The organism is Cyclobacterium sp. 10D3-21 (assembly GCF_055809755.1).
Window position 1 is genome coordinate 3346975 of the sequence record NZ_CM147924.1, and the last position, 24135, is coordinate 3371109.

The following is a 24135-nucleotide window of genomic DNA, read 5'->3' on the forward strand; positions in this document are numbered from 1 at the left end:
ATTAAGTATTACCTGATAAATAAAAAAACAATGAACATAAATATAAAAAAACTAGCAATTAAATCTTTGGTGGTTGCTGTCATTGCGCTGTTTATATTTCCGTCCTGTAGTGATGATATTCTTGATGAAAAACCCATCGATTTTCTTTCACCAGACAATGCTTACCTAACTGAAGCGGGGGCATTTCAAGGAATTACAGCTATTCACGACCGTGTCAGATCAGCTTATTATTCATTCGGTGAATTTGGTGTGATGAATTGGGCCACACATGGGTCTGATATTGGATACAATGGTGAAACACCTGGTCCTGGAGGTTCTTATTTAAACTCATATGATGACATGACCCCTGTTTGGAGAAACGTTATCGCTACATGGAATGTAGGGTTTGAGATTATCCAATGGTCAAATGTATTGATTGATAAAGTAGGCATTGCAGATCCTGATGTTTTTGTGGGTGGAGAAGCAGGAAAAAACAAATACATAGCTGAAGCTAGATTCTTTCGGGCATTTGCCTACAGGTACCTGGTTTCAACTTATGGGGACCTTCCTTTATTGACCGAGCCGATTAATTCGGCCAAGGCTGATTTTGTTAGAAACCCTGTTGCGGATATTCATGCCTTGATGGTAGAGGATTTCAAATTTGCAGCTGCTAATTTGCCTAAACCAGGTGAAGAAGATGCTCCTGGAAGAATTACCCAAGGACCAGCCTGGCATTATCTTGCGGAGACTTATCTTGAGCAGGATGAGTTTGAGTTGGCAGCTGAAGCAGCTACAAGTGTGATTGATGGTTATGATTACGATTTGATGACAAGCCGTTTTGGTACAAAACTTGGCAATGATGTTTGGGGCTCCGGAGATGTGTTTCTAGACCTCTTTGGTTTTGGAAATCACAACTTGACGGAAAATAAAGAGACGATGTGGGCCATCCAGGTTGAGCCTTTCCTTATTGGTGGTGGACAAATAGCGAGTGCCTATATATTCGGTCCACGTTATTTTGATATTGGACTTACTCCAGATGGTAAAAAAGGTTTTCAAGGTGAATTGTTCAATGGTTTGTATACTGGATATTCCGATTCATTGGGTCGTCCTACTGCAAATGGTAGAGGTACCAGCCTGGTATATTATGAAGTGTGGAAAGACAATTGGGACAATGATATCAGGAACGCTGAACATAACCTAAAGCGTAATTTTTATTTTGACAATCCGGAGTCTGCTTATGATAAACAAAAGATAGATTTCAGCCTTTATGATCCGCCTAGACCTGATCCTTTGGTAGATTCTACTAAAATCATTTTCCCTATCCATACTAAATTTACAGATCCTTTAAATTACTTCTTGCAGCCTAACCGTTCAGGTGGAGGTATTACGCACAAGGATTGGTATGCCTTGCGTTTTGCTGAAACCTTGCTTATTAGGGCAGAAGCTTATTTGGAATTGGGTAATAATAGCCTTGCAGCAGCGGATGTAAATAGGGTGAGAGATCGCTCCAATGCAACTCCTGTTTCTGCGTCAGAAATTGATATGGATTTCTTATTGGATGAACGTGTTAGAGAATTGTATGGTGAAGAGTGGAGACTTATTGTTTTGAGGCGCACAGGAATGCTACTTGAAAGGGTAAGGAAATACAATGATAACCCTCTAGTACCTGGTGCTAATATCGCAGAACATAACTTTAGGTGGCCTATACCTCAAGCCCAAATTGATTTAAATGTGGATGCAGATTTTCCTCAAAATCCTGGATATTAATTAGTTATCGATAGATAAATGAATTGTTCTGGTTGGAATAAATAGTTTCAATCCCCAGAGTTTTCAGGTTTTCCCTGAGAATCAATTTGGGTTTTAATTTCAAAGGAGAAACCTTAGGTTTCTCCTTTGATCATTACAATAGATTCCCTTAAATTGAGGAGTTAGAAAGATTTGTTTTTGTATTGAATGATAAATGTTTAAAATTATGAGCGGTTTTAATAAAAGGTTGTCTGGTATACTTAGTATGGTTTCCCTACTTTTTTTTGCGCAACTATCCATAGCAGAGGGTAGAAGCAACAAGGAAATCAAGCAGCCTTCCCAACAAAACCTTCAAGAGGGACTCCGTCTGTCCACTTTTGATATTGATGTTACGCCACCGGTAGGAAACCCCTTGGCTTATGATGTTTCCATTAACACCTGGGACTTGGGTTTACGTGCCAAAGGAGTAGTATTACAAGGAGCCGGAATGCCGATTGTTATGTGTGCAGTAGACTGGCTTGCCATTGGCAATGAAGGAATGGATGATTTCAAGCGGGCACTTGCTGCTGCTGTTGGTTCTATTCCCGAACGGATTGCAGTGAGTGTAATTCATCAGCACGATGCACCCAGATTTGATGCAGGGGCTGAACAGATCCTTATCGAAGCTGGAATTGATCCGGCAAAAATTAACCCTACTCAATTTGACGGTACTTTTGCCCGGGATGCACTTCGTCGTTTAACTGTTGCAGTTAAAAATTCTCTTGGCCATACGCAGCCTGTTACCCATTTGGGTTTGGGAAAGGCAAATGTGGAAAAGGTAGCATCCAACCGAAACATTTACGGTGCAGATGGTAAAGTAAGAGTGACACGTATGTCCACTACCAAAGATGCTGAAATTCGTGCGGAACCTGAAGGATTGATTGATCCTGAGTTGTCACTTGTCAGTTTTTGGAATGAAGACGAACCCGTGGCCATTTTTAGTTATTATGCCACGCACCCACAGAGTTATTACCGTACAGGTATTCCTAATCCGGATTTCGTAGGAGTGGCCAGATTTTTTCGTCAATTAGCCGTACCAGATGCCCTACATGTGCATTTTAACGGAGCTGGGGGCAATATTGCGGCAGGGAAATACAATGATGGCTCTCACGAAAACCGGCTTATTTTTGCAGAACGATTGGCTGCTGGAATGGAAAAAGCCTGGAAAACCACTAAGCGAGAGCCTATAACGGCACAGAATGTGGCTTGGAATGTAGCGTCGGTTTCTTTGCCTCCTGCCAAATACTTGTACCAAATGCAAGAAGAGCTAAAGACCAGTAATGATTTATTAGAAAAAAGCAGCGGAAACGCACGTAAAATGGCTTGGTTGCGCAGGTCACAAGCTGGAAAAAAATTAGACATAATGTGCCTTAGCATAAATGATACCCGACTGCTGCATATGCCTGGTGAATTATTTGTTGAATACCAGCTTGCGGCAAAAGCGGAACGACCGGATTTATTTGTCGCCATGGCCTCATATGGTGATCTTGGACCTGGTTATATTGGAACGGCCCTGGCCTATGAAAAAGGTGGGTATGAAGTAAGCAATAGGGCCTCAAATGTTGCTCCTGAAGTAGAAGGAGTACTGATGAAGGCAATTAAAGAGTTACTAAAAGAATAAAGCTTAAATCCGAAAATGACGATCTATCTGAAAATGCCAGATGCAACCACTATCAGAGTGAATTCAGTAAACACTTTTAAAATATCACGTTTAAGCCCAATCATACATCAGTTTTTAGGGAGCTTAGAAATACATGGATACGGTTTTTTAATCCGTGGAAATGAAAATTAAATCCAAATTGTTTTGTCGGTATTGTTGATTTTTTTACATCAATACCGACAAAATACCTTTATCACTTGGCTTTGGGTTAAAATAGGGAATAATCCTCCTATAGCTTGATTAAACACTTCCAAAATTAGTCACTTCTTTGTTATTTTTAACTTTTCAATAACTTAGGTCGTCGCATCATCTACAAATAGTAGGATTTTCTTTTGTTCCCTCTCCTTCGTAAACAAGTCCTATTGAATTTAGATAAGCTATTGTTTTATAGGTATTTAATCATTAGTGGAAAACAAAACTTAAGCAGCCCTGTTCTTTTTCAAAAATAATTTCTCTTATAGCAAGGGAATACTACTACTTGGTTGTCTTACTTTAACGAAGCACAATTATCCTTAAAAATACCTTTAATTATAAAATGAAAAAAGCCCTTCTATATACTTTATTTTTTTTCCTCTCGGCTGGATTATCAAAAGCGCAGAATGGAGTTTATCCGACAGTTAACCAATTTAAGGTACATGCAGGATATCAGAACAATTACCTAAAAGACGCTATTTTATCCCCCTTAAATCAACAAGGAAACGGGATGCAATTTGGCATTGCCTATCGAAGAATTGCAAAAAACATTTTAAGCATTTCAATGGCCTATGGTGCTGGTGAGTTAAATTCCAATGAGACAAATGGATTCACAAATACCTATTTAGACATAAAAATAAGATTGGAATATTTAGTAAAGATTGCAAACCAAAACGAATCCATCGACTTCCATGTTGGCGGAGCCTATGAAACCAGGGCTTTTTTCGTTGAGTGGAACGATTTGGATGCATTTAGCTACACTTCTACACAAGGTTTGGCAATTAAGGGTTTGCTAACAAAGCGATTTAACCCTAAGCACAGCATTCAAACATCTCTTGGAATACCAGTTGTCCAATTCTTAGGTAGGCCGCCTTATAATGGGATTGATGAATTTATAATAGAGAACCAGGATAGTCCGGTTAACATTATGTTGCAGGGAGAACCTTCCTCTTTTGGTCAATACTTAGGATTGGATTGGAGTTTGGGTTACACCTTCCAAATTTCACCACATTTGGCATGGAACATTGATTATTCACTATTCCTCCAAAAAGTAGATGGACTACACCCTTATAAAAGGATGTCAATGACACCCTCAACTGGTATAACCTTAAACTTTTAACCAAGTGACTAGAAATTCCCGAGTTAAAATTGATAAAATTAAAAATTCATTGGCTTCCAATTTTAATCTTTCCAAGATGAATAAAAATATTTGTTTAATAATCGTATCTCTTTTCTGGTTTGGCTGTGAAGAAGCTTTTTTAGGTGAGGATGCACCAAATAGCCCGACCAACAATTTTGAAATCTTCTGGAATGATTTTGACCAGCATTACAGCCTATTTGAAGTTAGGGGCATAGATTGGGGTCAGTTGTACCAAACTTATCGTCCACAAGTGAGCGATGAGCTGTCTAATGAAGAACTATGGGAGGTAATGACAGCCATGATAGAACACTTGGATGACAGCCATACCACATTATATGATGGAAATGTTCGTTATAAATCTGGCTATGCCCTCAACGACCAATCAATTGCTGAATTTAGTGCTGAGTTATTGCTTTCAAAGTACGTAGAGAATGTTACCGTAGTAAAATCAGAAGATGAACTTTGGTATGGAGCTGTCAAGAACAGGAATATAGGATACATTTATTTGGGGGCAATGGATGGGTATAACCCTTCAGTCATTGATGAGGTAATTAGAAAATTTGAAAATACCGAAGCCATTGTATTGGACATACGACAGAATAGTGGTGGAGACGACAGGTATTCAGCAAGAATTGCCCAGGCATTTTCTGACGGAAAGCATGAAATATACAGCGTGCAGACTAGAAATGGCAGGGATTACAATGATTTTGATGAAAAGAAGATTTATTACACCCAATTTGATAGTAATAACGCTTACACCAAGCCGGTAATAGTGCTTACAGATAGAAAAACCATTAGTGCTGGAGAAATTTTCTTGCTACATCTAAATGCTTTTGACCATGTAACTCAAATGGGAGATACCACTGCTGGTGATTTTTCTACAGTGAGCAATATGCGTTTTCTCCCAAATGGTTGGAGGTATGTGTATTCTATACAGAAATTTTTATTGCCTAATGGTCAAAGCTTAGATGGCATCGGCCATGTTCCTGATGTTTATGTGAAGAACACAGAGAATAGCATCAATAATAATCTGGACCTTGTGGTGGAGCAAGCAATAGACTATTTGTCCAATGAATATGGGGTGAAATAAAAATTTATCTAATTCCTCTATTTACAGATAAGTCAGTTGTAGTAGTCTGATCATTAATAACTTAAATTAATTAATGTTTTTTTGTATGTTGAAGTTTATTTTAAAATAGGGCTTGAAAAATCGAATGAACTTTTATGGAAAAAAGGCTATTGACATTGCATCCAGAAGGCAAGAAAGGGGTTAACATTTTGGAGTCTAAATACACAATAATTAACCCAACTTGGCTCTACGCATCATATTTTCATGAATTTTCAGAGGTGTAAGTGCCTTTATTGCGTTTAAAGGCCGATTATTTTGGCTTTTTTCATTTGTAGTGATGTACGGTTGTTGTTTGTTTATTTTACATTTCCTATATTTGTGTCATGTTCATCAGGGAAGTCAAAAAACAGCGAAGCAAAGACAGCAAAACTTTTTTCCAGTACAATCTGGTTCAAACCTCCAGGATTGAAGGAAAAGTCAAACAGAACGTCATACTGTACCTGGGCTCAGACCCCCTTCTGGCAGACAAGGATAACCGGAAAATTGTCCTGAGCATGCTTAAATCGAAGATTTTCATGCAACCCGACATCTTTCCCCATGATGCCCCCGAATATTTGCACACACTGGCTTTGTCTCTTTACGAAAAGTACCTTATCAAATACGGCGAGCCAGAACCGGACCAGGTCTCCATCCCCCCGGCACCCGAGAGGGCCGAGATGCACCATGTCGATATCAAAGGACTTCAAGTGGCCGATGTGAAGAGCTTTGGCGGCGAACATTTGTGCAGGCAGGTATTGGACAAGCTTAAGCTAAGGGAATGCCTGCTCAACCTGGGTTTTGAGGGTAAGCAGGCTGATAAGGCACTGATAGCCATCGCCTCACGGGCTGTTTTTTCCAGTTCCGAGTACAAAACCGCACAGCTGCTGGAGATGAACAGCGAACTGGCAGGATGTTTCGGATACCGCTCTTCGATCACCCATAAACAGCTTTATGCAGTTTCCGATCAACTTTACGCCCACAAAGAGAAGATTGACAGTTTCTTATATGACCATATCACCGATATGTTTGACATTGAGGACAAGCTGGTCATCTTCGATATCAGCAATACTTATTTTGAGACAGGCAAAAAGGGCAGTAAGTTAGCCTTCCATGGAAGAAGCAAGGAAAAGAGGAGCGACTGTCCGTTGGTGGTCTTTACCGGGGTTATCAATGCCCAGGGATTTATCCGGCACTCCCGTATCTACGAAGGCAACAAGCCTGATACCAACACACTCTCCGATATGGTGGAAGACCTGGAAAGACACAGTGGCAAGGCCCATAAAAAGACCATCGTGATGGATGCCGGGATTGCCACGGAGGACAACTTGGCCCTGATTAGGGAAAAGGGCTATGACTATGTCTGCGTATCACGCAAAAGGCTTCGGAATTATTCGGCGGCAACAACCGTCAGCCAGTTTACCGACAGGGACAAGAACAAAGTGAAGCTGGCCATTTTCCACCCTAAAGGCTATTCAGACACCTGGATGTACGTGCAGAGTGCTGCCAAAAGGAAGAAGGAAGAATCAATGGCCGGAAAACTGGCAGGGCGTTTTGAAGAAGAGCTGCAAGGCATCAGAGCGGCCCTCAACAAAAAGGGAGGCACCAAAAAGGTTGAAAAAGTATGGGAGCGGATCGGCAGGGCAAAGCAAAAACACAATCGGGCATCCGGCAGATATCAGGTCAACGTAGAGCAGTCCAAAGGGACAGCCACCGACATAAAATGGGAACGCAGGGCCGACTCGGTACGAGATGAGAAGGAAAAGGGGGTATATTTTATCCGTACCAGTTATAAGGATCCTGGGGAAAAAGAGCTTTGGGATATTTACAACACCATAAGAGAGGTGGAATCTACCTTCAGATGCCTGAAGTCTGACCTGAGCATCAGACCAGTTTTCCATCAAAATGACGAAAGGATCGAAGCACACATCTACCTGACCATATTGGCCTATCAACTGGTAAATACCATCCGGTACATGCTCCGGAAAAAAGGCATCCGTCATGACTGGAAGAATATCCTGCGCATCATGGCCACACAGACCATCCAGACCATAGAACTGCCAACCGATAAAAAGGATATCCACATAAGAAAACCCTCAAAGCCAATCAGGGAAGTCCAACAGATCTACAAGGCCACTGGCTGTACGGATACACAAAAGGCAGTGAAAAAATATGTAGTGTACCACTGATTTTGTAAAACACTAATAATCAAAATGTTAATTTACTCAATAGCCAAGTTGGGTTAAAGAATTTATTCTCAACATCCTAGAGGAAAGGAATGAGATTTCCTACAAGGAACTGAATGAATTAGCCATAGCTACATTGAAGGATAGTTTTGATGGCTCAATTCCCTGGTACCTTGTTTCGGTAAAGCTGGATTTGGAGGCGAGAAAAATAATTGAGCGTATTCCAGGAACAAGTCCACATTTTGTGAGAATGGGTGTGAACAAGGAGTGATTTTATTACCAGCCGATGAACTATTGTAGGTTAAAAGCCTGCAGCCGAATCCATACCTCTATAATCAGCTCCTGCTTCCAATGTTCCATCTTCTCGGACAAGAATGGCATCGACTTTACCAATTGCATTTCTTTCTTTTAGCTCATGGCCTTTAGCCCTTAGTTCGTCCAGTATGGCTTTGTTTGAATACCCTTTTTCATAGCTTATCCAATCCGGTTTCCATTGGCTATGAAAGCGGTTTTCATCAACTGATTCCTGCATTCCCATTCCAAATTCAATAACATTTACAATGGACTGAAAAACGGAAGTGGGTATAGTAGAACCACCTGGTGTTCCTACTACCATGAACAATTTGCCATTTTTTTCCAAAATGGTTGGGCTCATGGAGCTAAGCATCCTTTTCTCAGGCTCAACTTTGTTGGCCTCTCCTCCAAGAACACCGAACATGTTAGGAAAACCAGGCTTAATTGAAAAATCATCCATCTCATTGTTTAAGAGAAATCCGGCACCGGCTACCATCACTTTCGATCCCATATTTCCGTTTAGGGTAGTCGTACTTGATACAGCATTACCTTCCTGATCAATAATTGAGAAATGAGTTGTTTCCTCAGTCTCTTGAAGAAGCCTACCTGCATTGATTTCCGAAGAAGATGTAGCCTTATTTGGGTTGAAATTTTGAAACCTTTCCCTTAAATAAGTGTCTGCGATCAACTGCTCTACTGGAACGGGATAAAAATCAGCATCGGCCATGTATTCTGCTCGATCTGCAAAGATTCTGCGTTCCATTTCTGTTTTCAAATGGAGATAATTACTGAATTCGTTTTTAGAAATTTTATGGTCTTCAAGTATGCCTAGCATCTGAAGCAAAATGATTCCCCCACCACTTGGAGGGCCCATGGTAATTATCCGGTAATCCTTATAATTCCCGGTAAGCGGTTTTCTCCAGATGCTTTGGTAGTTTTCAAGGTCCTTATGGTTTATTAATCCACCACCTCTCTTCATTTCGGCGACTAAATAGTCTGCTACTTGGCCAGCATAAAATCCTTCACGACCATGGTCCCTTATCAATTTAAGTGTATTGGCAAGGTCTTTTTGAACCAATACATCTCCTTCTTTAAATGCTTTAGCAGTAAAATTGACGGGATCAATAGAAGAATACTTTTTGAGCTTGAGGGAAGCTTCAGTAAAGAAATCAGCCTCTTTAGCTGTCAATTGAAAACCTTCATCAGCGAGTAAAATTGCCGGGCTTATTAATTGATCCCATGGAAGTGATCCAAATTTTTCATGAGCTTTTACCATCCCATCCACCGACCCTGGCACTCCTGAGGCCAGGTGTCCATTCTGACTTTTCTCTGGTTGTGGGTTCCCCTGATCATCCAGATACATATCTCTACTCGCATTTATGGGTGCTTTTTCCCTGTAGTCAAGGGAGTGAGTACTACCATCTTTTTCTCTGATGACCATAAATCCGCCACCACCAATATTTCCTGCTTGAGGATAAACTACCGCCAAGGTCATGTGAACTGCTATAGCAGCATCCACCGCATTGCCTCCTTTGAGTAATATTTGTTTACCTACTTCTGAAGCCACAGGGTGGGCACTCACAACCATGGCTTTTTCACCCACTAAACCTGTATTGTGCTTCTGTGGTACACAAGAAAAAACCAATACAAGCAAAAGAAAGATAACAGAAAATGGTGATCGGCAATAAAAAGGAGACTTAATCATTAAATGCTTTAATAGAGGGGGTTGAGGATAAAAAAAATGGCTAAAATCATTGCCAAAGGTCAATTAATGAGGAGAACTTTTTAGAAAAGAGTGCAAATCCTGTTCAAGCTCTTCCAGTGTTTCCAGGAATTCAATGTATTTTTCTGGAAATTCCTCATCAAGATTACGTTCTAAAGTGACAATGTATTTATTCACATTCCCAGCGCCTAGTAAACTAAAAACGGGCTTAGATTTATGAAATTTCTTCTTTATTTGATTTAGTTTCCCGTCTTGGTAAAGAGGCATTAGATTTTTTAAATCTTGCACATTCAGTTCCAAAACCAATTCTATGATTTCATGGATAAGTTCAATATCCTGATCGAAATAATGATAAATCATATCTGGTTTGATCTGTTTGTACATATAACAGGTTTGTTGAGAATGTTAATTGATATAAAATAGGCAATGAACAATAGGTATTATAGTTCAACGCAAAAATAGCGTTGGAATGATGTAATTTAACAAATAATTAAATTATTTTTACATAAATAATGATTTTTGCGGTTTAGCGCCTTTTTTATTCCCTTTCAATAATTTAAAGGAAACGTCCGTAATCCCTTTAAAAGGATAGGATTATATGGAACTATCCTTATAAATTCCTGATTGGTTTAAGTTTTAAATTTGAAAAAATAATGAATAGGAACAAGCTGATTTTTCTCATTTTTGGTCTTGTGTTTTTGGCTATTATGCTATGGATAGGATATGATATGTCCTCGAAGACTACATTTCCGGGGTCCAAGCCTAATTTGAAAGAAAGAATTGAAAATGATTAATCGACTTATCAATCCTTTATTTCAACCTATATTTATTCACTTAAATGCATCATCTTAAAATAGATCAATTAATCAAAAGTTTGGAAGAAATTGAAATGGCTTCTGAAATTGATTTCATCATACCAGTTAAGAAAAGTCTAATAGAAGGAAAAGGGGAGGTTTTGCTCTCAGAGGCCTACAGTGAACTGAATGGAAATGATGCATTTCCGCTTTTAAATCAGTTAAAGGTGGATATTAAAATAGGAAAGTTTTTATTTGTTTATGATGATGCCTATCATTTTAACAGATACAGACTTAAAACTTTAAAAGCAGACGTTTATTCCACTTTTAATTTTTCCTGGCATCAAAGTTACCTCAGAATGTGTAGAACTTTCGAAAGAGAGTGCCTACTCTCAGGCTCCCAAGAGCGCATTTGGAATGGCCCCCCCATTGCTTCAAGGTGCTTTGGAAAGTCTGAAGAAGCTCCCGATCTCTCCGGAAATGGTTCGTCAGGTTGGAAGCTAAATGCTTACAATGATTTGCAATATGACTTGATTAGTCGGCTGCAAGGATTCAAGCTAGTAAGAATTCCTGCCTATGAAAATCTTATGATCGGTGGTAAGCTTCAGCGGATTGATAAATTGTTACTAAGGCCAAATGCAGACACTTTAAGAGTCATAGGCTCTTGGATGGTTAGAAAAATGGATTAATTAAATAGCCCAAAAATTTCTCGGTCTATTTTTCCAACAATTGTCGAGAAATCTTCTGGATTCTCCACGAAATTCATATTGTTGACATCTATAATTAACAGCTTCCCAAGAGTGTACTCAGATATCCATTTTTCATAGAGGTTGTTTAGATTTTTGAGGTAAGCTATTTGAATGCTTCTTTCATAATCTCTTCCCCTTTTTTCAATCTGATCTACTAGTTTGGGAATATCTGCTTTCAAGAAAATCAATAAATCAGGAGGATTGATGTAATGCTCCATCGAATGGTATAGGCCTTTGTAATTTTCATAATCCCTTTCAGTAATCAGGTTGGATTCATATAGGTTGGAAGCAAATATGTGAGAATCCTCATATATGGTTCTGTCCTGAATGGTGGAAACCCCACTTTCCTGGATTCTTTTCACCTGGTTAAAGCGGCTATGAAGGAAAAAAACTTGCAAATGAAAGGCCCATTTGGGCATGTCGGTATAAAAATCTTTTAAATAGGGATTTTCCTCAACCGATTCAAATTCAATTTGCCACCCATAGTGCGCCGATAACTTTGAGGCAAGTGAGGTCTTTCCGCTTCCAATATTACCTGAAATTGCGATATGCATGTGTCCTTCTATTTATTTTTATCCTATCAAAACCAAAACAAGCAATGACTTCTTTAATTCGCGGGTTAAGATTATTAACCACAATCTTTGTGATTTATGGGCTTAAAGCCTGTCGATGCGATTTAGGCATTAACCCATAAAGATTTTTCATTCCTACCTGAATTACAAAATACCTTTTTTTTAAGTTCGAAATTATTTCTTAATTTTCTTTTGTTTATCAGATTTAATAACATAATACGCATATAATCAATAGTTTGTGATTTTTAAATGTTTAAAATTACTGCCTTTATTATTTCGCTGTTTTCGTCTCGGATGTAGGATTTTAGTGGGTTAAAGTTTTTGAATTCCTTTCAAAGGTTAGAAAACAATGTTCATTCTAATCCAAGCTTTTTATTTAAATAATTTTGATCAGTTACTCGAAAAATCAAATTTATTTCTAATTTTAGGAGGGACTTATTGAAGAATTTGTAATTATAATCCATAAGCACGCTTTTTTTGTTATAAAATCAATTTTAATATAGTCCGATTTCCTTTCCAAAAGTAAAGTTTATATGAATCAAAAAACAAACGACAAAGAACAACAGTTAAAAAAGACTTTAGGGCCGTTTATGCTGTGGGGTTTGGGAGTGGGTTATGTTATTTCTGGAAATTATTTTGGATGGAATTTAGGGCTTGCTGAAGGGGGCACCCTTGGTGCGGCCATTGCCATATTCTTTATCATTATAATGTATGTTACCTTTACTTTCAGCTACACTGAAATGGCTTGTGCCATACCTAAGGCGGGAGGTGCATTTTCCTATGCAGAGCGAGGATTGGGTAAGCACCTTGGCTTCTTAGCGGGCATGTCACAAAATATTGAGTTTATTTTTGCCCCACCTGCAATTGCCTCAGCTATAGGGGCTTATTTCGGCATTTTCTTTCCCGAACTGGACCCTCTGTTGATAGGAATTGTAGCCTATCTTATATTCACTGCCCTTAATGTTGTAGGGCTTCAGGTGGCTGCTACTTTCGAATTGTTCATTACCATTGTCGCTGTTTTAGGCCTGTTGTTTTTTGCAGGTGTAACCTTGCCTGCCTTTAAGGTAGAAAACTTACAGATCAACGCACTTCCCAATGGCTATATGGGTATAGTGGCAGCCATTCCTTTTGCCATATGGTTTTTCTTAGCGATTGAAGGAGTAGCAAATGTTGCGGAAGAAACCATTAACCCGCAGAAAAACATATTGAAAGGATTTGGTTTTGCTTTGCTTACCCTGGTTATTTTATGTGTGCTGACCTTTTTGGCTGCTGTAGGTGTTGGCGGTTGGGAAGCGATTGTTTATCCTGATGGTTCAGGAGTTGCTTCTGATTCCCCATTGCCTTTAGCAATGGGTTTGGTTAAAGGTGACAATCCCTTTTATTACCACCTATTGGTATTTATAGCTCTTTTTGGACTCGTGGCTTCCTTTAACGGGATCATTTTAGCAGCTGGTCGAACTACATTTGAATTTGGACGTGTTGGTTATGCTCCCAAGGCAATAGGCAAAGTGAATAAAAAGTTTAAAACACCTGTAAACGCATTGATATTTAACATGATCATTGGGATTATTGCTCTTTTTACGGGAAAAACCGGAGAGATCATTACTATCGCTGTATTTGGTGCTTTATGTCTTTACATTTTATCCATGCTCGCTTTCCTCCAACTAAGGAAAAATGAACCTGATCTGGAAAGACCCTTTAAGGTACCCTATTATCCATTATTTCCGCTTGTGGCCTTGGTCATTGCAAGTTTATCACTAATTGCCATGACCATCTATAATTTTAATCTAGCGCTATTGTTTTTCGCCATGCTTTTAGGCGCTTATCTTTTCTTTGTATTATTCCTCAACAAGACTAAAACTTCATGAAATTTTCTAAAGAAGAAGTAATCTCAAGTTTAAAGAACAGTTCCTTTAATAAGGTGAAACTGGCTATTGTTGACATTGATGGCGTATTGCGGGGTAAAGTGGTTTCACTGGATAAATTCCTTTCAATTTTGGATGGTGGAATGGGCTTTTGTGCAGTGGTTTTTGGCTGGGACGTCGAAGATAAATCTTACGACAATGTTTCTGTAACGGGTTGGCATACGGGTTATCCAGACTTTCAAGCAGCAATTGATCCATCTACTTTTCGCAAAATACCTTGGGAAAATGACCTCCCATTCTTTTTAGCTGATTTTAGCAAAGACAAAGAAAATGGTGCACTTGTATGCCCTAGAACCTTATTGAAGAATATCAAAGAACAGGCATTTGAAGCTGGATTTACGCCTCAGTTTTCACAAGAATTTGAGTGGTTTAACTTTGAAAGTACTCCGGATGGTTTTGGTGGGGAGAATTGTTCCAATACCAAACCATTGACACCAGGAATGTTTGGCTATTCCATTTTGAGATCCTCACTGAAAAGTGAATTTTTCAATGATCTGTTCGATCTTTGTCATCAGTTTGACATCCCATTAGAGGGTTTGCATACAGAAACAGGCCCTGGCGTATATGAAGCGGCAATTCAATACAGTGATATTTTATTGGCTGCAGACCGTGCCACTTTGTTCAAAACAAGTGTAAAAGAAATTGCCTACCAACATGGTATAATGGCCACATTTATGGCCAAATGGACTGAAGACCTTCCTGGAAATGGAGGGCATGTACATCAAAGTATTTGGGACAAAGACGTGAAAAATAACCTGTTCTATGATCCAAAAGGTGAATATAGCATGAGTCCTTTGATGCGACATTACATTGCAGGTCAATTGAAATGTTTGCCGCATATATTGCCAATGTTTGCGCCTACTATTAACAGTTATAAAAGGTTGGTAGAAGGTGCCTGGGCCCCAACAACCTTGACCTGGGCACAAGACAATAGAACCACTGCCTTAAGAGTGCTTTCTGGAGGAGCCAAATCAACCCGCCTTGAAACCCGGGTAATAGGTTCCGATGTAAATCCCTACCTGGCCATGTCTGCTTGTCTTGCCTCCGGTTTATATGGAATTCAGCACAAATTGGAATTGGATAGACCAGCCACTGTAGGAAACGGATATGAGGATTATTCTAATGGATCTATCCCAACTTCACTCAAAGAAGCAACCGAAGCAATGAAAAATTCACCCATCGCAAAATCTTTGTTTGGGGAGGTTTTTGTGGATCATTTCTGCAAGACCAGGGAATGGGAATGTAGAGAGTTTGCTTCTAAAGTTACCGATTGGGAAAGGAAACGTTATTTTGAAATTATTTAATTGCATTTTTCAATAGGGCTTGAAATAAGTGTACAACCTCAAGAAAGAAAACGTTTTTGCACTTAAGGAATAGTTCTACTGTTTATTATACGTTGGCCCAATTGTAGTCTTATTTTTGAACGATTTGCGCTCAAAAAGAATTTTAAGTTTAACAGTATTGTCTTAAGTATTATCACCAAAATTTTCATTTATAAAAATGGATATTCGTCAAAAATTTAATTTTAGTTTTCCTACTTCCATCCGGTTTGGGGTAGGCGTTATCAGTGAATTGTCTGATTATCTCAAACAAAACCATTTAAAAAGACCGCTATTGGTGACAGATCCTGTGGTTAGGGAACTGGGGTTTTTCAAAAAAATAGAAAAAGAACTAAGCCAATCAGGTCTATCAGTTGAAGTTTTTTCAGATGTTCATAAAAATCCAGTCAAGACGGATGTGCTTAAAGGGAAAGCTTTGTACCAATCTACCGACCGGGACACCATTATTGGAATAGGGGGAGGAGTGGCGTTAGATGTGGCAAGAGCCATCGCACTAAGCATTAATCACCACAGGGATTTATTCGATTATGATGACCTGATAGGAGGAGACAAATACGTAACTGAACCTATTCCGCATTTTATTACCGTTCCCACTACCTCAGGTACTGGAAGTGAAGTAGGAAGAAGTGCCATTATTTCTGAGGATGAGAGCAAGAAGAAACGGATCCTATTTGCGCCAACACTTATGGCCAAAATAGTATTTGCTGACCCTGAGCTTACCATGGATTTGCCTTCATTTGTAACCGCAGCCACTGGAATGGACGCACTGACGCACAATATTGAAGCTTACCTATCTAAAAACTGGAATCCAATGTGTAGTGGCATTGCCCTGGAGGGGATTAAATTAATTGGTGAATCCATAGAAACAGCTACGCTAAAACCTGATCTGGTTTCCAGAAGCAAGATGTTAATGGCTTCCATGATGGGAGCGATAGCCTTTCAAAAAGGCTTGGGAATTGTGCACAGTTTGGCCCACCCATTGTCCAGTTTATTGGATACGCATCATGGACTGGCAAACGCCATAAATCTACCCCATGGTTTGGCATTTAACTATGAAGGATTTGAGGACAGGTACGAGCAAATGGGCCTAATGATAGGACTCAAACAAGGGGAAGGGAAAAACTTCATCGCTTATATCAATGATTTAAATGAAAAATTAGGCCTGCCTGCCAAATTATCAGAAATAGGAGTAAAGGAAGCGCATATCGATACGCTGGCTTCGCTAGCAATTGCGGATTTTTGCCATCCAAATAACCCTAAACCTGTTACTGAAGCAGACTTTAAATCCATTTATAAGCTCGCCCTATAGATTATGTTAAAAATTGGAATCAGTGCATGTTTCATGTATAAAGAGCCTTCTAGAATCGTATTTGGTCCTAAAAACCTGGCTTATGTGGAATGTGACATGTTCAATTATGTCTCTCAAAAAGGCATACTTCCTGTGTTATTGCCAGATCTTCCAATAAATCTATTGGAACCGATTTTGGACGAACTTGATGGGTTTGTCTTTCAAGGTGGAACCGATTTGGCACCTGAAACCTATAACGAGACCCCAATAGTTGCGGGCAAATGGTTAGGAGATGCTTATCGAGATGCCTATGAACTTAGAATAATGGACTACGCCGTGAAACATGGGAAACCAACCCTTGCCATTTGTAGAGGGTTTCAACTGATGAATGTTTACTTCGGCGGTAGCTTATACCAGGACATCGCAACGCAAAGGCCAGAAGCGATTCAGCATAGAGATGCTGAAAAATACGATGCATTAACGCATGAAATCATTTTTGAAAAGGGTAAAACCCTGAATTTAATATACCCTAATGTCGTCCAAGCAGTGGTGAATTCCGTGCATCACCAGGGGGTAAAAACCATTGGAGATGGTTTGGAAACCTTAGCGATAAGTAAGGAAGATGGCATTATAGAAGCCTTGCAAAACAAGGAGGGCAATGTACTAGGCGTGCAATGGCACCCTGAGTTTTCAGTAGGAAAAGGAGCACCGCTTCTAGATCCACTAAAACTCTATGAATATTTTATAGACAAAGTAAAAAGACAATAAAAAATGGATATCATAAACCCTGCTACAGGTAGCACAATTGAAAAGCTTACGGAAGATACAGCTGTTGAGGTAAGTAATAAAATAGCCGCTTTAAAAGCTGGACAAAAAAGGTGGGCCAGTGTACCCTTGGAAGAAAGAATAGCCATTGTCAAAAAGTACGGTGACCTAGTAATGGAGAATTTAGAGGAGCTGGCGAAGATTTTGACTTCGGAGACGGGCAAGCCTATTCAACAAGCCAAAAATGAGATCAAAGGGGCACAAAATAGAATTGACCACATTCAAAAGGATGCGCTCAAATGGTTACAAAAGGAAATAATTACCGAAGAAGGTGGAACGAGAGAGGAAATAGCTTTCGAACCTCTAGGGGTTATTGCCAATATTTCTGCTTGGAATTTCCCTTACAATGTTGGATACAATGTATTTTTATATGCACTATTGGCAGGTAATGCTGTCGCCTATAAACCTTCAGAGTTTGCCTCACTTACAGGGCTTAAATTCCGTGAATTACTTTGGGAGGCAGGAATCCCAAAAGATGCATTTGAATGCTTTCTTGGTGGAGCTGGAGTGGGAGAGCTATTATTGGAAGCAGATCTGGATGGCTATTTCTTCACAGGGTCTTATAAAACAGGCAAATACATTGCGCAAAAAGTAGCCTCCAAACTTGTACCCGTGCAGTTGGAATTGGGAGGTAAAGATCCTTTGTATGTGATGGAGGATGTGGCAGATGTGAAACAAGCAGCAATCAATGCCGCAGAGGGAGCATTTTACAACAATGGCCAAAGCTGTTGTGCAGTCGAAAGGGTATATGTTCACGAAAAGATTTATGATGAATTTGTAGCGGCATTTGTGGATGAAGTGTCCACCTATAAAATTGGTGATCCAAATGAGGAGGAAACTTTTATAGGACCGCTCACCAGAGCTGACCAAATGAATGTCATTCTTTCACAGATAGCAGATGCTAAGCATAAAGGAGCTAAAGTTCTTTATGGAGGAGATAAATGGGGAGATAAAGGATATTATTTGACTCCCGCTGTTTTAACAAATGTGGACCATACCATGGACCTTATGATGGAAGAATCATTTGGACCGATCATAGGGATTCAAAAGGTGAAAAATGACCAGGAAGCCTTTGAATTAATGAAGGATACTTCTTATGGGCTGACCGCCGCAGTGTTCTCAGGTGACGAATTAAGAGCGAAAGAATTGGTGGATGGATTACCAACAGGTACTGTGTATATTAACTGTTGTGACAGGGTAAGTCCGAATCTACCATGGACAGGCAGGAAAAACTCAGGGATGGGTGTTACCTTATCCTATATGGGAATTCGTGCTTTTACCCAACCAAAAGCATACCAAATAAGAGGGTAGTCGCTGACCCTGAAATGGATGTGAAATGGCTTTATTTTATCGTTAATTTTCCAGTAGTAATGTTCATGGTTTATTAAACGGTTGTTTAAATAGTGGATGCTTAATTTGGTCATTTTTGCTGCATATAAGCTTTTGAAGTATAATAATTAATTATATTTAGTGTATAACCAATTGTCATTGAGGGAGTTTGTATTAAAATAGCGAGCTCTTTCTTGGCCAGAGGTTATACTTCAAACAAAAACCAACAATTTATTTAATCTCCTTTAATTTAAATTAAGGACCCTAAATAGGTCCTTGGGTATTCACCATTTTAATACTTAAACCTTGTTCATTATGAAGAAATCATTACAAAGTATTAGGGACTCAGTCCCCACAGCAATCAAAGCGCTGTGTTTAGTAGGGCTAATATTGGGGTTTTCCATCCAAATAGCCACAGCTCAATCGCGTACCATTACAGGAACAATAACAGACAGTGAAAACGCTGAACCTGTATTAGGTGCCTCGATTCTTATCAAAGGAACAGCAACTGGTACGGTCACAGACCTGGACGGTCAATTTGAATTGGTTATTCCCTCCAATGAATCCATCTTGGTAGTGTCCTACATTGGTTTTCAATCTCAGGAAATTTTGGTTGGGAATAGGTCTACCGTAAATGTGGTACTTGACTATTCCTCCGAAGAATTGAGTGAAGTAGTCGTTACAGCATTGGGAGTGGAAAGAGAAACCAAAGCTTTGGGTTATTCTGTTCAAGCCGTAAACGGTGATAAATTTACGGAAGCACGTGAAACAAACGTGATGAATTCCCTAAGCGGCCGGGTGGCAGGGGTTCAGATTACCAACTCATCAAGTGGAGTAGGCGGCTCAACAAGGGTTACCATAAGAGGTGAGTCTTCCTTAAACATTAATGCCAATCAACCCCTTTTCATCGTTGATGGCGTTCCTATCAGTAACAATATTGTAGGTTCTTCAGGATCTGGAAACCAACCTGTGGATTATGGAAATCCTGCAGGCGAAATAAATCCAGATGACATTGAATCCATGAGTATATTGAAAGGTCCTGCAGCTGCAGCCTTATATGGTTCCAGAGCAGCGAATGGAGCAATCCTTATCACTACCAAATCTGGTAAGAGTAAAAAAGGACTAGGCGTTTCTATAAATTCTAATGTGACATTTGACAATCCTTTGAAATTGCCAGATTGGCAAAATAAATATGGCCAGGGAAACAATGGACAATTTGCCTTTGTAGATGGAGCAGGTTCAGGAAATGCCGATGGTGTGGATGAAAGTTGGGGCCCAGCATTGGATCAAGGTTCCATGATTCCTCAATTTGATTCTCCAAGAGATGTTGCTGGTTTTAGAGGGGGAGATTTAAATGCACCAGCAGGAAGCAGCATTACGCCAACACCTTGGGTATCCAATCCCAATAATATCAGTGATTTCTTTGAAACTGGGGTAACACTTTCCAATAATGTGGCCATTGCCTCAGGAAATGAAAAATCCAACTTCAGATTTTCCTGGACCAACCTAGATCAAAAAGGAACAGTGCCGAATACGGATCTGAAGCGAAATACCATTGCTTTTAGCGGTATGACTAAAGTAACGGATAAGTTAACGATAAATACGGCCATCAATTATCAAAAATCTACTAGTGACAACAGACCAAGCATCAGTTATGGAACGGAGAGTTTGATGTATTTGTGGATATGGTACGGAAGGCAGATCAATACCAATAGTTTAAGGAATTATTGGATGCCGGGATTGGAAGGTAGACAACAGTATAATTACAATTACAATTACCATGACAATCCCTACTTCAATGTTTATGAGAACACCAATGGACAGTCAAAAGACCGGGTATATGGTAATGTGATGGCCAATTACAAGTTTACTGATAAACTGAATTTGATGGTTAGGACCGGACTTGATCTATACAATGACTTAAGAGACAGAAAGCGTGCCTTCAGTACGCAGAGGTTTCCATTGGGTAGTTATAGAGAAGATGCGGTTTACTTTAGTGAGCGAAACAGTGATTTCTTGTTGACCTATTCTGATACTGAAAAAGCCAAATGGTCTTATACTTTCTCTGTAGGTGGTAACCAAATGATCCAGGAAAACAGGTTTACCAAAACAATGGCTCCTCAATTATTGATACCAGACATTTATAATTTCACCAATACTGCCGTGAACCTACAGGTAGAACACGCCGTCTCAGAAAAGCGGATCAACTCCTTGTATGGTTTTGGACAAATAGGTTATAATAATATTTTATTTCTTGATGTTACCGGAAGGAATGATTGGTCCAGTACACTTCCTGTAAGCAACAATAGCTATTTCTACCCTTCATTTACGATGAGTGGGATAATATCAGACATGATTGTTTTGCCGGATGCGGTTTCCTTTTTCAAAGTAAGAGCAGCCTATGCTGAAGTGGGTAATGATACAAACCCATACAGTTTAACCAATGTTTACAACCCAGCTACGGCATGGGGTTCCATTCAAAGTAAATCTGAATCAAGTAGATTGGCCATTGCTGAATTGAAACCAGAAAGGACCAGTTCTGTTGAGTTTGGTGCAGATATGAGGTTCTTGAAAGGACGATTGGGATTGGATTTTACCTATTATGACAATAGAACACGAAATCAAATCATTCCTATTGAGCTTGACATTTCCACGGGTTATGCCTCCCGAATTATCAATGCTGGGGAAATTCAAAACAATGGTATTGAATTGGTGCTTTCCGGGAATCCTGTAAAAAACATCAATGGATTGAATTGGAATATAATGGCCAATTTCACCAGAAGTAGGAGTAAAGTGTTGGAATTAACCGATGATCTAGATACTTACACCATGGTTGGAACCAATGGTGCCACGATTCAAGCCCGAATTGGCGAAAGAATGGGTAATATTTATGGAAGAGGTTTTGCAAGGGTAGAAGATGAGAATAGCCCTTTCTTTGGCCAGATTATTCACAATACATCTGGAACACCTTTAACAGATTCTGAATTGGTTTACCAGGGCAATTACAATCCCGATTGGATGCTTGGGATTCAAAATAGCTTCAATTACAAAAGGTTCTCCTTCGGCTTTCTATTTGATATCCGATATGGAGGAATTGTAGTTTCCAGAACCAAAACCATTGGTAGCACCTCTGGGCAATTGGCAGAGACTTTATATGGTAGGGAAAATGGCTATGATTTATCTGTAGAAGGCAATGGAATTGTTAGTCCGGGCGTGATCCAAAATGAAGATGGATCCTTCGTAGAAAACACGATGAAAATAAGTTCGAGAGATTGGCACAACAGGTATTATGAAAGAAGTAATGTTGAAGCTGCCAAATATGATGCATCATTTGTAAAGCTTAGAGAAGTGACTTTAGGTTATTCTATTCCAACTTCAGCCATGAGCAAATTACCATTTCACAGTGCGAAAATTTCCTTCGTCGCTAGAAATTTGGCTTTGTGGACAGATAACCCGCACTTTGATCCTGAGACAATGGCAATGAGTGGTGGAACGCTAATTCCTGGAGTAGAAGACATGTCTTTGCCTTCTTCCAGAAGCGTAGGATTTAACCTTAATCTTAAGTTTTAATTGTTTAAATCTAGACAAAAATGAAAGCTATATATAAAATATTAACGCGCACTTTATCCTTCTGCTTCTTGCTTGTTCTGGTAAGCTGTGACAAGGATTTTGAAGAAGTAAATAAAAACCCCAATAGTCCTGAAGAGGTTTCCGCCTCTTTGTTATTGCCAAATATTATTAGAAATGCAGCTAGTGAAATGGCTGGTCAGGCTTGGGGAATTGGTAATGTGGTTATGCAGTATACTGCCAAGATTCAATTTACCAATGAGGACCGGTACAACTGGGGCCCTGAGGGAGATCCTTATAATATCTATTACAATTCGCTTAGAGATGTCAATAATGTGATCAAAATTTCCGGTGAATTGGGAGAAAACAATTATGTAGGTGTTGCACTTGTTGTGAAATCATTAATGTATGCCTTCATGACGGATGCTTACGGTGACCTTCCTTATACAGAAGCCACTAGTGCCAAAGAAGGAATCAATTATCCAAAATTTGATCGCCAAGAAGTGATATATGATGGGATAATCAATGATTTGGAACTGGCGAACCAATTATTGGGGAGTACTTCGGAAAGTGTAGAAGGAGATATTCTATTTCAAGGGGATATTATGAAATGGAAAAAATTCGCGAATTCATTGCGTTTACGGGCTTTGCTTAGAATTTCAGATCGTAAAGATCCTTCAGCAGGCATGCAGGCAATCGTTTCTAACCCTACTCAATTTCCTATTTTTGAAGGTATTGAAGACAATGCTGCTTTACAGCATTTGCAGGACGTTCCTAACCAACATGCCCTTTTCACTACAAGGTCAGGCTCATTTGATGAGTATAGGCTAAGTACTACCATCGAAGCCTACCTTAAGGACATGAAAGACAATCGCCTATATGTCTATTACCAACCAACAAACAACAGTGGAGCTGGTTTGATAGGTGAAGAAGAGGATTATGCAGGTGTTCCCAATGGTTTGGCTGATGAAAATGCAGTAGGTTATTCACCTTCTGGAGACCCTGAAAAGGGAGGGTCTAATTATATTTCCAGAGTAGGGGTTTTCTTTTCTTGTCTGGCTTGCTCAGATTACGCTTCCCCTATTGGTTACCAATCTCTTCTTATGACCTATTCTGAAGTTCAATTTATTTTGGCAGAAGCCAGAGAAAAAGGTTATATCACAAGTGGAGATGCTGCGACTTATTATGAAAATGGTATTCGTAGCTCATTTGACTATTATGAATCGAGACTTAGAGTAGCCAGTTTGGGAGAAATTGCAGATGTTTTGCAGCCAGAGGAGAGTTACTTTAGCCAGGAAAGTGTTAATTATAGTGGCACTCAAGCCGAAAAACTAGAAAAAATAGGTACGCAAAAATGGTTAAGTCTGTTTTTTAACGGCATGGAAGGTTGGTTTGACTGGAGAAGAACGGGGATTCCTGAAATCAACCCCGGACCAGCAGCCTATATTTCTACTGTTCCTGTTAGGTTTATGTATCCTACAGGTGTTCAGGCGCTCAATAAACAAAATTACCTTGACGCTGTTGCTGCTCAGGGAGAGGATAGGATCACTACCCGAGTTTGGTGGGATGTTGAATAGTCTGATTGTAGATTAAAATAGTAAAAAGGGGGAGTTTAATCCCCCTTTTTTTATAAAAGACAATTGATAAATGGGGCGATTGTTTAAATTGGAATTATATTAAA

17 protein-coding genes are annotated in these 24135 nt (G+C 39.5%); 14 read left to right on the forward strand and 3 right to left on the reverse strand.

Translation table 11 applies throughout. The features are described from left to right. The first annotated feature begins 30 nt into the window (after positions 1 to 30). The 6 genes from AC0L7T_RS13350 (at position 31) to AC0L7T_RS13375 (ending at position 8319) form a co-directional block, all read left to right on the forward strand. The gene (locus tag AC0L7T_RS13350) at positions 31 to 1746 is read left to right on the forward strand and encodes a RagB/SusD family nutrient uptake outer membrane protein (RefSeq protein WP_473343158.1); all 1716 of its coding nucleotides are present in this window, start codon (positions 31 to 33) and stop codon (positions 1744 to 1746) included. A 205-nt stretch (positions 1747 to 1951) separates the two neighbouring features. Next, positions 1952 to 3385, forward strand: a complete 1434-nt coding sequence (locus AC0L7T_RS13355) for a hypothetical protein (RefSeq protein ID WP_473343159.1) — start codon at positions 1952 to 1954, stop codon at positions 3383 to 3385. A 574-nt stretch (positions 3386 to 3959) separates the two neighbouring features. Beyond that, positions 3960 to 4736 carry a hypothetical protein gene (locus AC0L7T_RS13360; protein ID WP_473343160.1) on the forward strand — a complete coding sequence of 259 codons (777 nt, stop codon included), beginning with the start codon at positions 3960 to 3962 and terminating at the stop codon, positions 4734 to 4736. A gap of 76 nt (positions 4737 to 4812) precedes the next feature. Next, the gene (locus AC0L7T_RS13365; protein WP_473343161.1) at positions 4813 to 5847 is read left to right on the forward strand and encodes a S41 family peptidase; all 1035 of its coding nucleotides are present in this window, start codon (positions 4813 to 4815) and stop codon (positions 5845 to 5847) included. A 695-nt stretch (positions 5848 to 6542) separates the two neighbouring features. Next, positions 6543 to 8051: an IS1634 family transposase gene (locus tag AC0L7T_RS13370; RefSeq protein ID WP_473338654.1), complete on the forward strand. Its 1509-nt coding sequence runs from the start codon at positions 6543 to 6545 to the stop codon at positions 8049 to 8051. A gap of 109 nt (positions 8052 to 8160) precedes the next feature. Beyond that, positions 8161 to 8319 carry a DUF6958 family protein gene (locus tag AC0L7T_RS13375; protein ID WP_473343370.1) on the forward strand — a complete coding sequence of 53 codons (159 nt, stop codon included), beginning with the start codon at positions 8161 to 8163 and terminating at the stop codon, positions 8317 to 8319. Positions 8320 to 8349: 30 nt separating this feature from the next. On the opposite strand, the gene ggt is transcribed toward AC0L7T_RS13375, so the two are convergent. Both ggt and AC0L7T_RS13385 read right to left on the reverse strand, forming a co-directional pair. Further along, the gene (ggt, locus tag AC0L7T_RS13380; protein ID WP_473343162.1) at positions 8350 to 10047 is read right to left on the reverse strand and encodes a gamma-glutamyltransferase; all 1698 of its coding nucleotides are present in this window, start codon (positions 10045 to 10047) and stop codon (positions 8350 to 8352) included. A gap of 63 nt (positions 10048 to 10110) precedes the next feature. Continuing rightward, positions 10111 to 10449 (reverse strand): Hpt domain-containing protein, encoded by a 339-nt coding sequence (locus tag AC0L7T_RS13385; protein ID WP_473343163.1) that lies wholly within the window; start codon positions 10447 to 10449, stop codon positions 10111 to 10113. Between the two features lie 454 nt (positions 10450 to 10903). Between AC0L7T_RS13385 and AC0L7T_RS13390 the strand changes: the two genes are divergently transcribed. Further along, positions 10904 to 11548 carry a DUF7255 family protein gene (locus AC0L7T_RS13390; RefSeq protein WP_473343164.1) on the forward strand — a complete coding sequence of 215 codons (645 nt, stop codon included), beginning with the start codon at positions 10904 to 10906 and terminating at the stop codon, positions 11546 to 11548. Here the strand turns inward: AC0L7T_RS13390 and AC0L7T_RS13395 are convergent. Then, positions 11545 to 12162 carry a deoxynucleoside kinase gene (locus tag AC0L7T_RS13395; protein WP_473343165.1) on the reverse strand — a complete coding sequence of 206 codons (618 nt, stop codon included), beginning with the start codon at positions 12160 to 12162 and terminating at the stop codon, positions 11545 to 11547. The two genes, AC0L7T_RS13390 and AC0L7T_RS13395, sit on opposite strands and share 4 nt — an antisense overlap. A 551-nt stretch (positions 12163 to 12713) precedes the next feature. Between AC0L7T_RS13395 and eat the strand changes: the two genes are divergently transcribed. From eat to AC0L7T_RS13430, 7 genes are all read left to right on the forward strand, one after another. Beyond that, entirely contained in the window at positions 12714 to 14048 is a 1335-nt protein-coding gene (eat, locus tag AC0L7T_RS13400; protein WP_473343166.1) for an ethanolamine permease, read from the forward strand. Continuing rightward, positions 14045 to 15409: a glutamine synthetase family protein gene (locus tag AC0L7T_RS13405; protein WP_473343167.1), complete on the forward strand. Its 1365-nt coding sequence runs from the start codon at positions 14045 to 14047 to the stop codon at positions 15407 to 15409. The genes eat and AC0L7T_RS13405 overlap by 4 nt, the downstream gene beginning before the upstream one ends. A gap of 196 nt (positions 15410 to 15605) precedes the next feature. Beyond that, positions 15606 to 16754, forward strand: coding sequence for an iron-containing alcohol dehydrogenase (locus AC0L7T_RS13410; RefSeq protein ID WP_473343168.1), 1149 nt, complete (start codon positions 15606 to 15608; stop codon positions 16752 to 16754). Between the two features lie 3 nt (positions 16755 to 16757). Next, positions 16758 to 17501, forward strand: a complete 744-nt coding sequence (locus AC0L7T_RS13415) for a gamma-glutamyl-gamma-aminobutyrate hydrolase family protein (protein ID WP_473343169.1) — start codon at positions 16758 to 16760, stop codon at positions 17499 to 17501. A gap of 3 nt (positions 17502 to 17504) precedes the next feature. Continuing rightward, positions 17505 to 18869 (forward strand): aldehyde dehydrogenase family protein, encoded by a 1365-nt coding sequence (locus tag AC0L7T_RS13420; protein WP_473343170.1) that lies wholly within the window; start codon positions 17505 to 17507, stop codon positions 18867 to 18869. Positions 18870 to 19202: 333 nt separating this feature from the next. Continuing rightward, entirely contained in the window at positions 19203 to 22457 is a 3255-nt protein-coding gene (locus AC0L7T_RS13425; RefSeq protein WP_473343171.1) for a SusC/RagA family TonB-linked outer membrane protein, read from the forward strand. Positions 22458 to 22477: 20 nt separating this feature from the next. Further along, positions 22478 to 24031 (forward strand): SusD/RagB family nutrient-binding outer membrane lipoprotein, encoded by a 1554-nt coding sequence (locus AC0L7T_RS13430; protein ID WP_473343172.1) that lies wholly within the window; start codon positions 22478 to 22480, stop codon positions 24029 to 24031. Positions 24032 to 24135 lie beyond the last annotated feature (104 nt).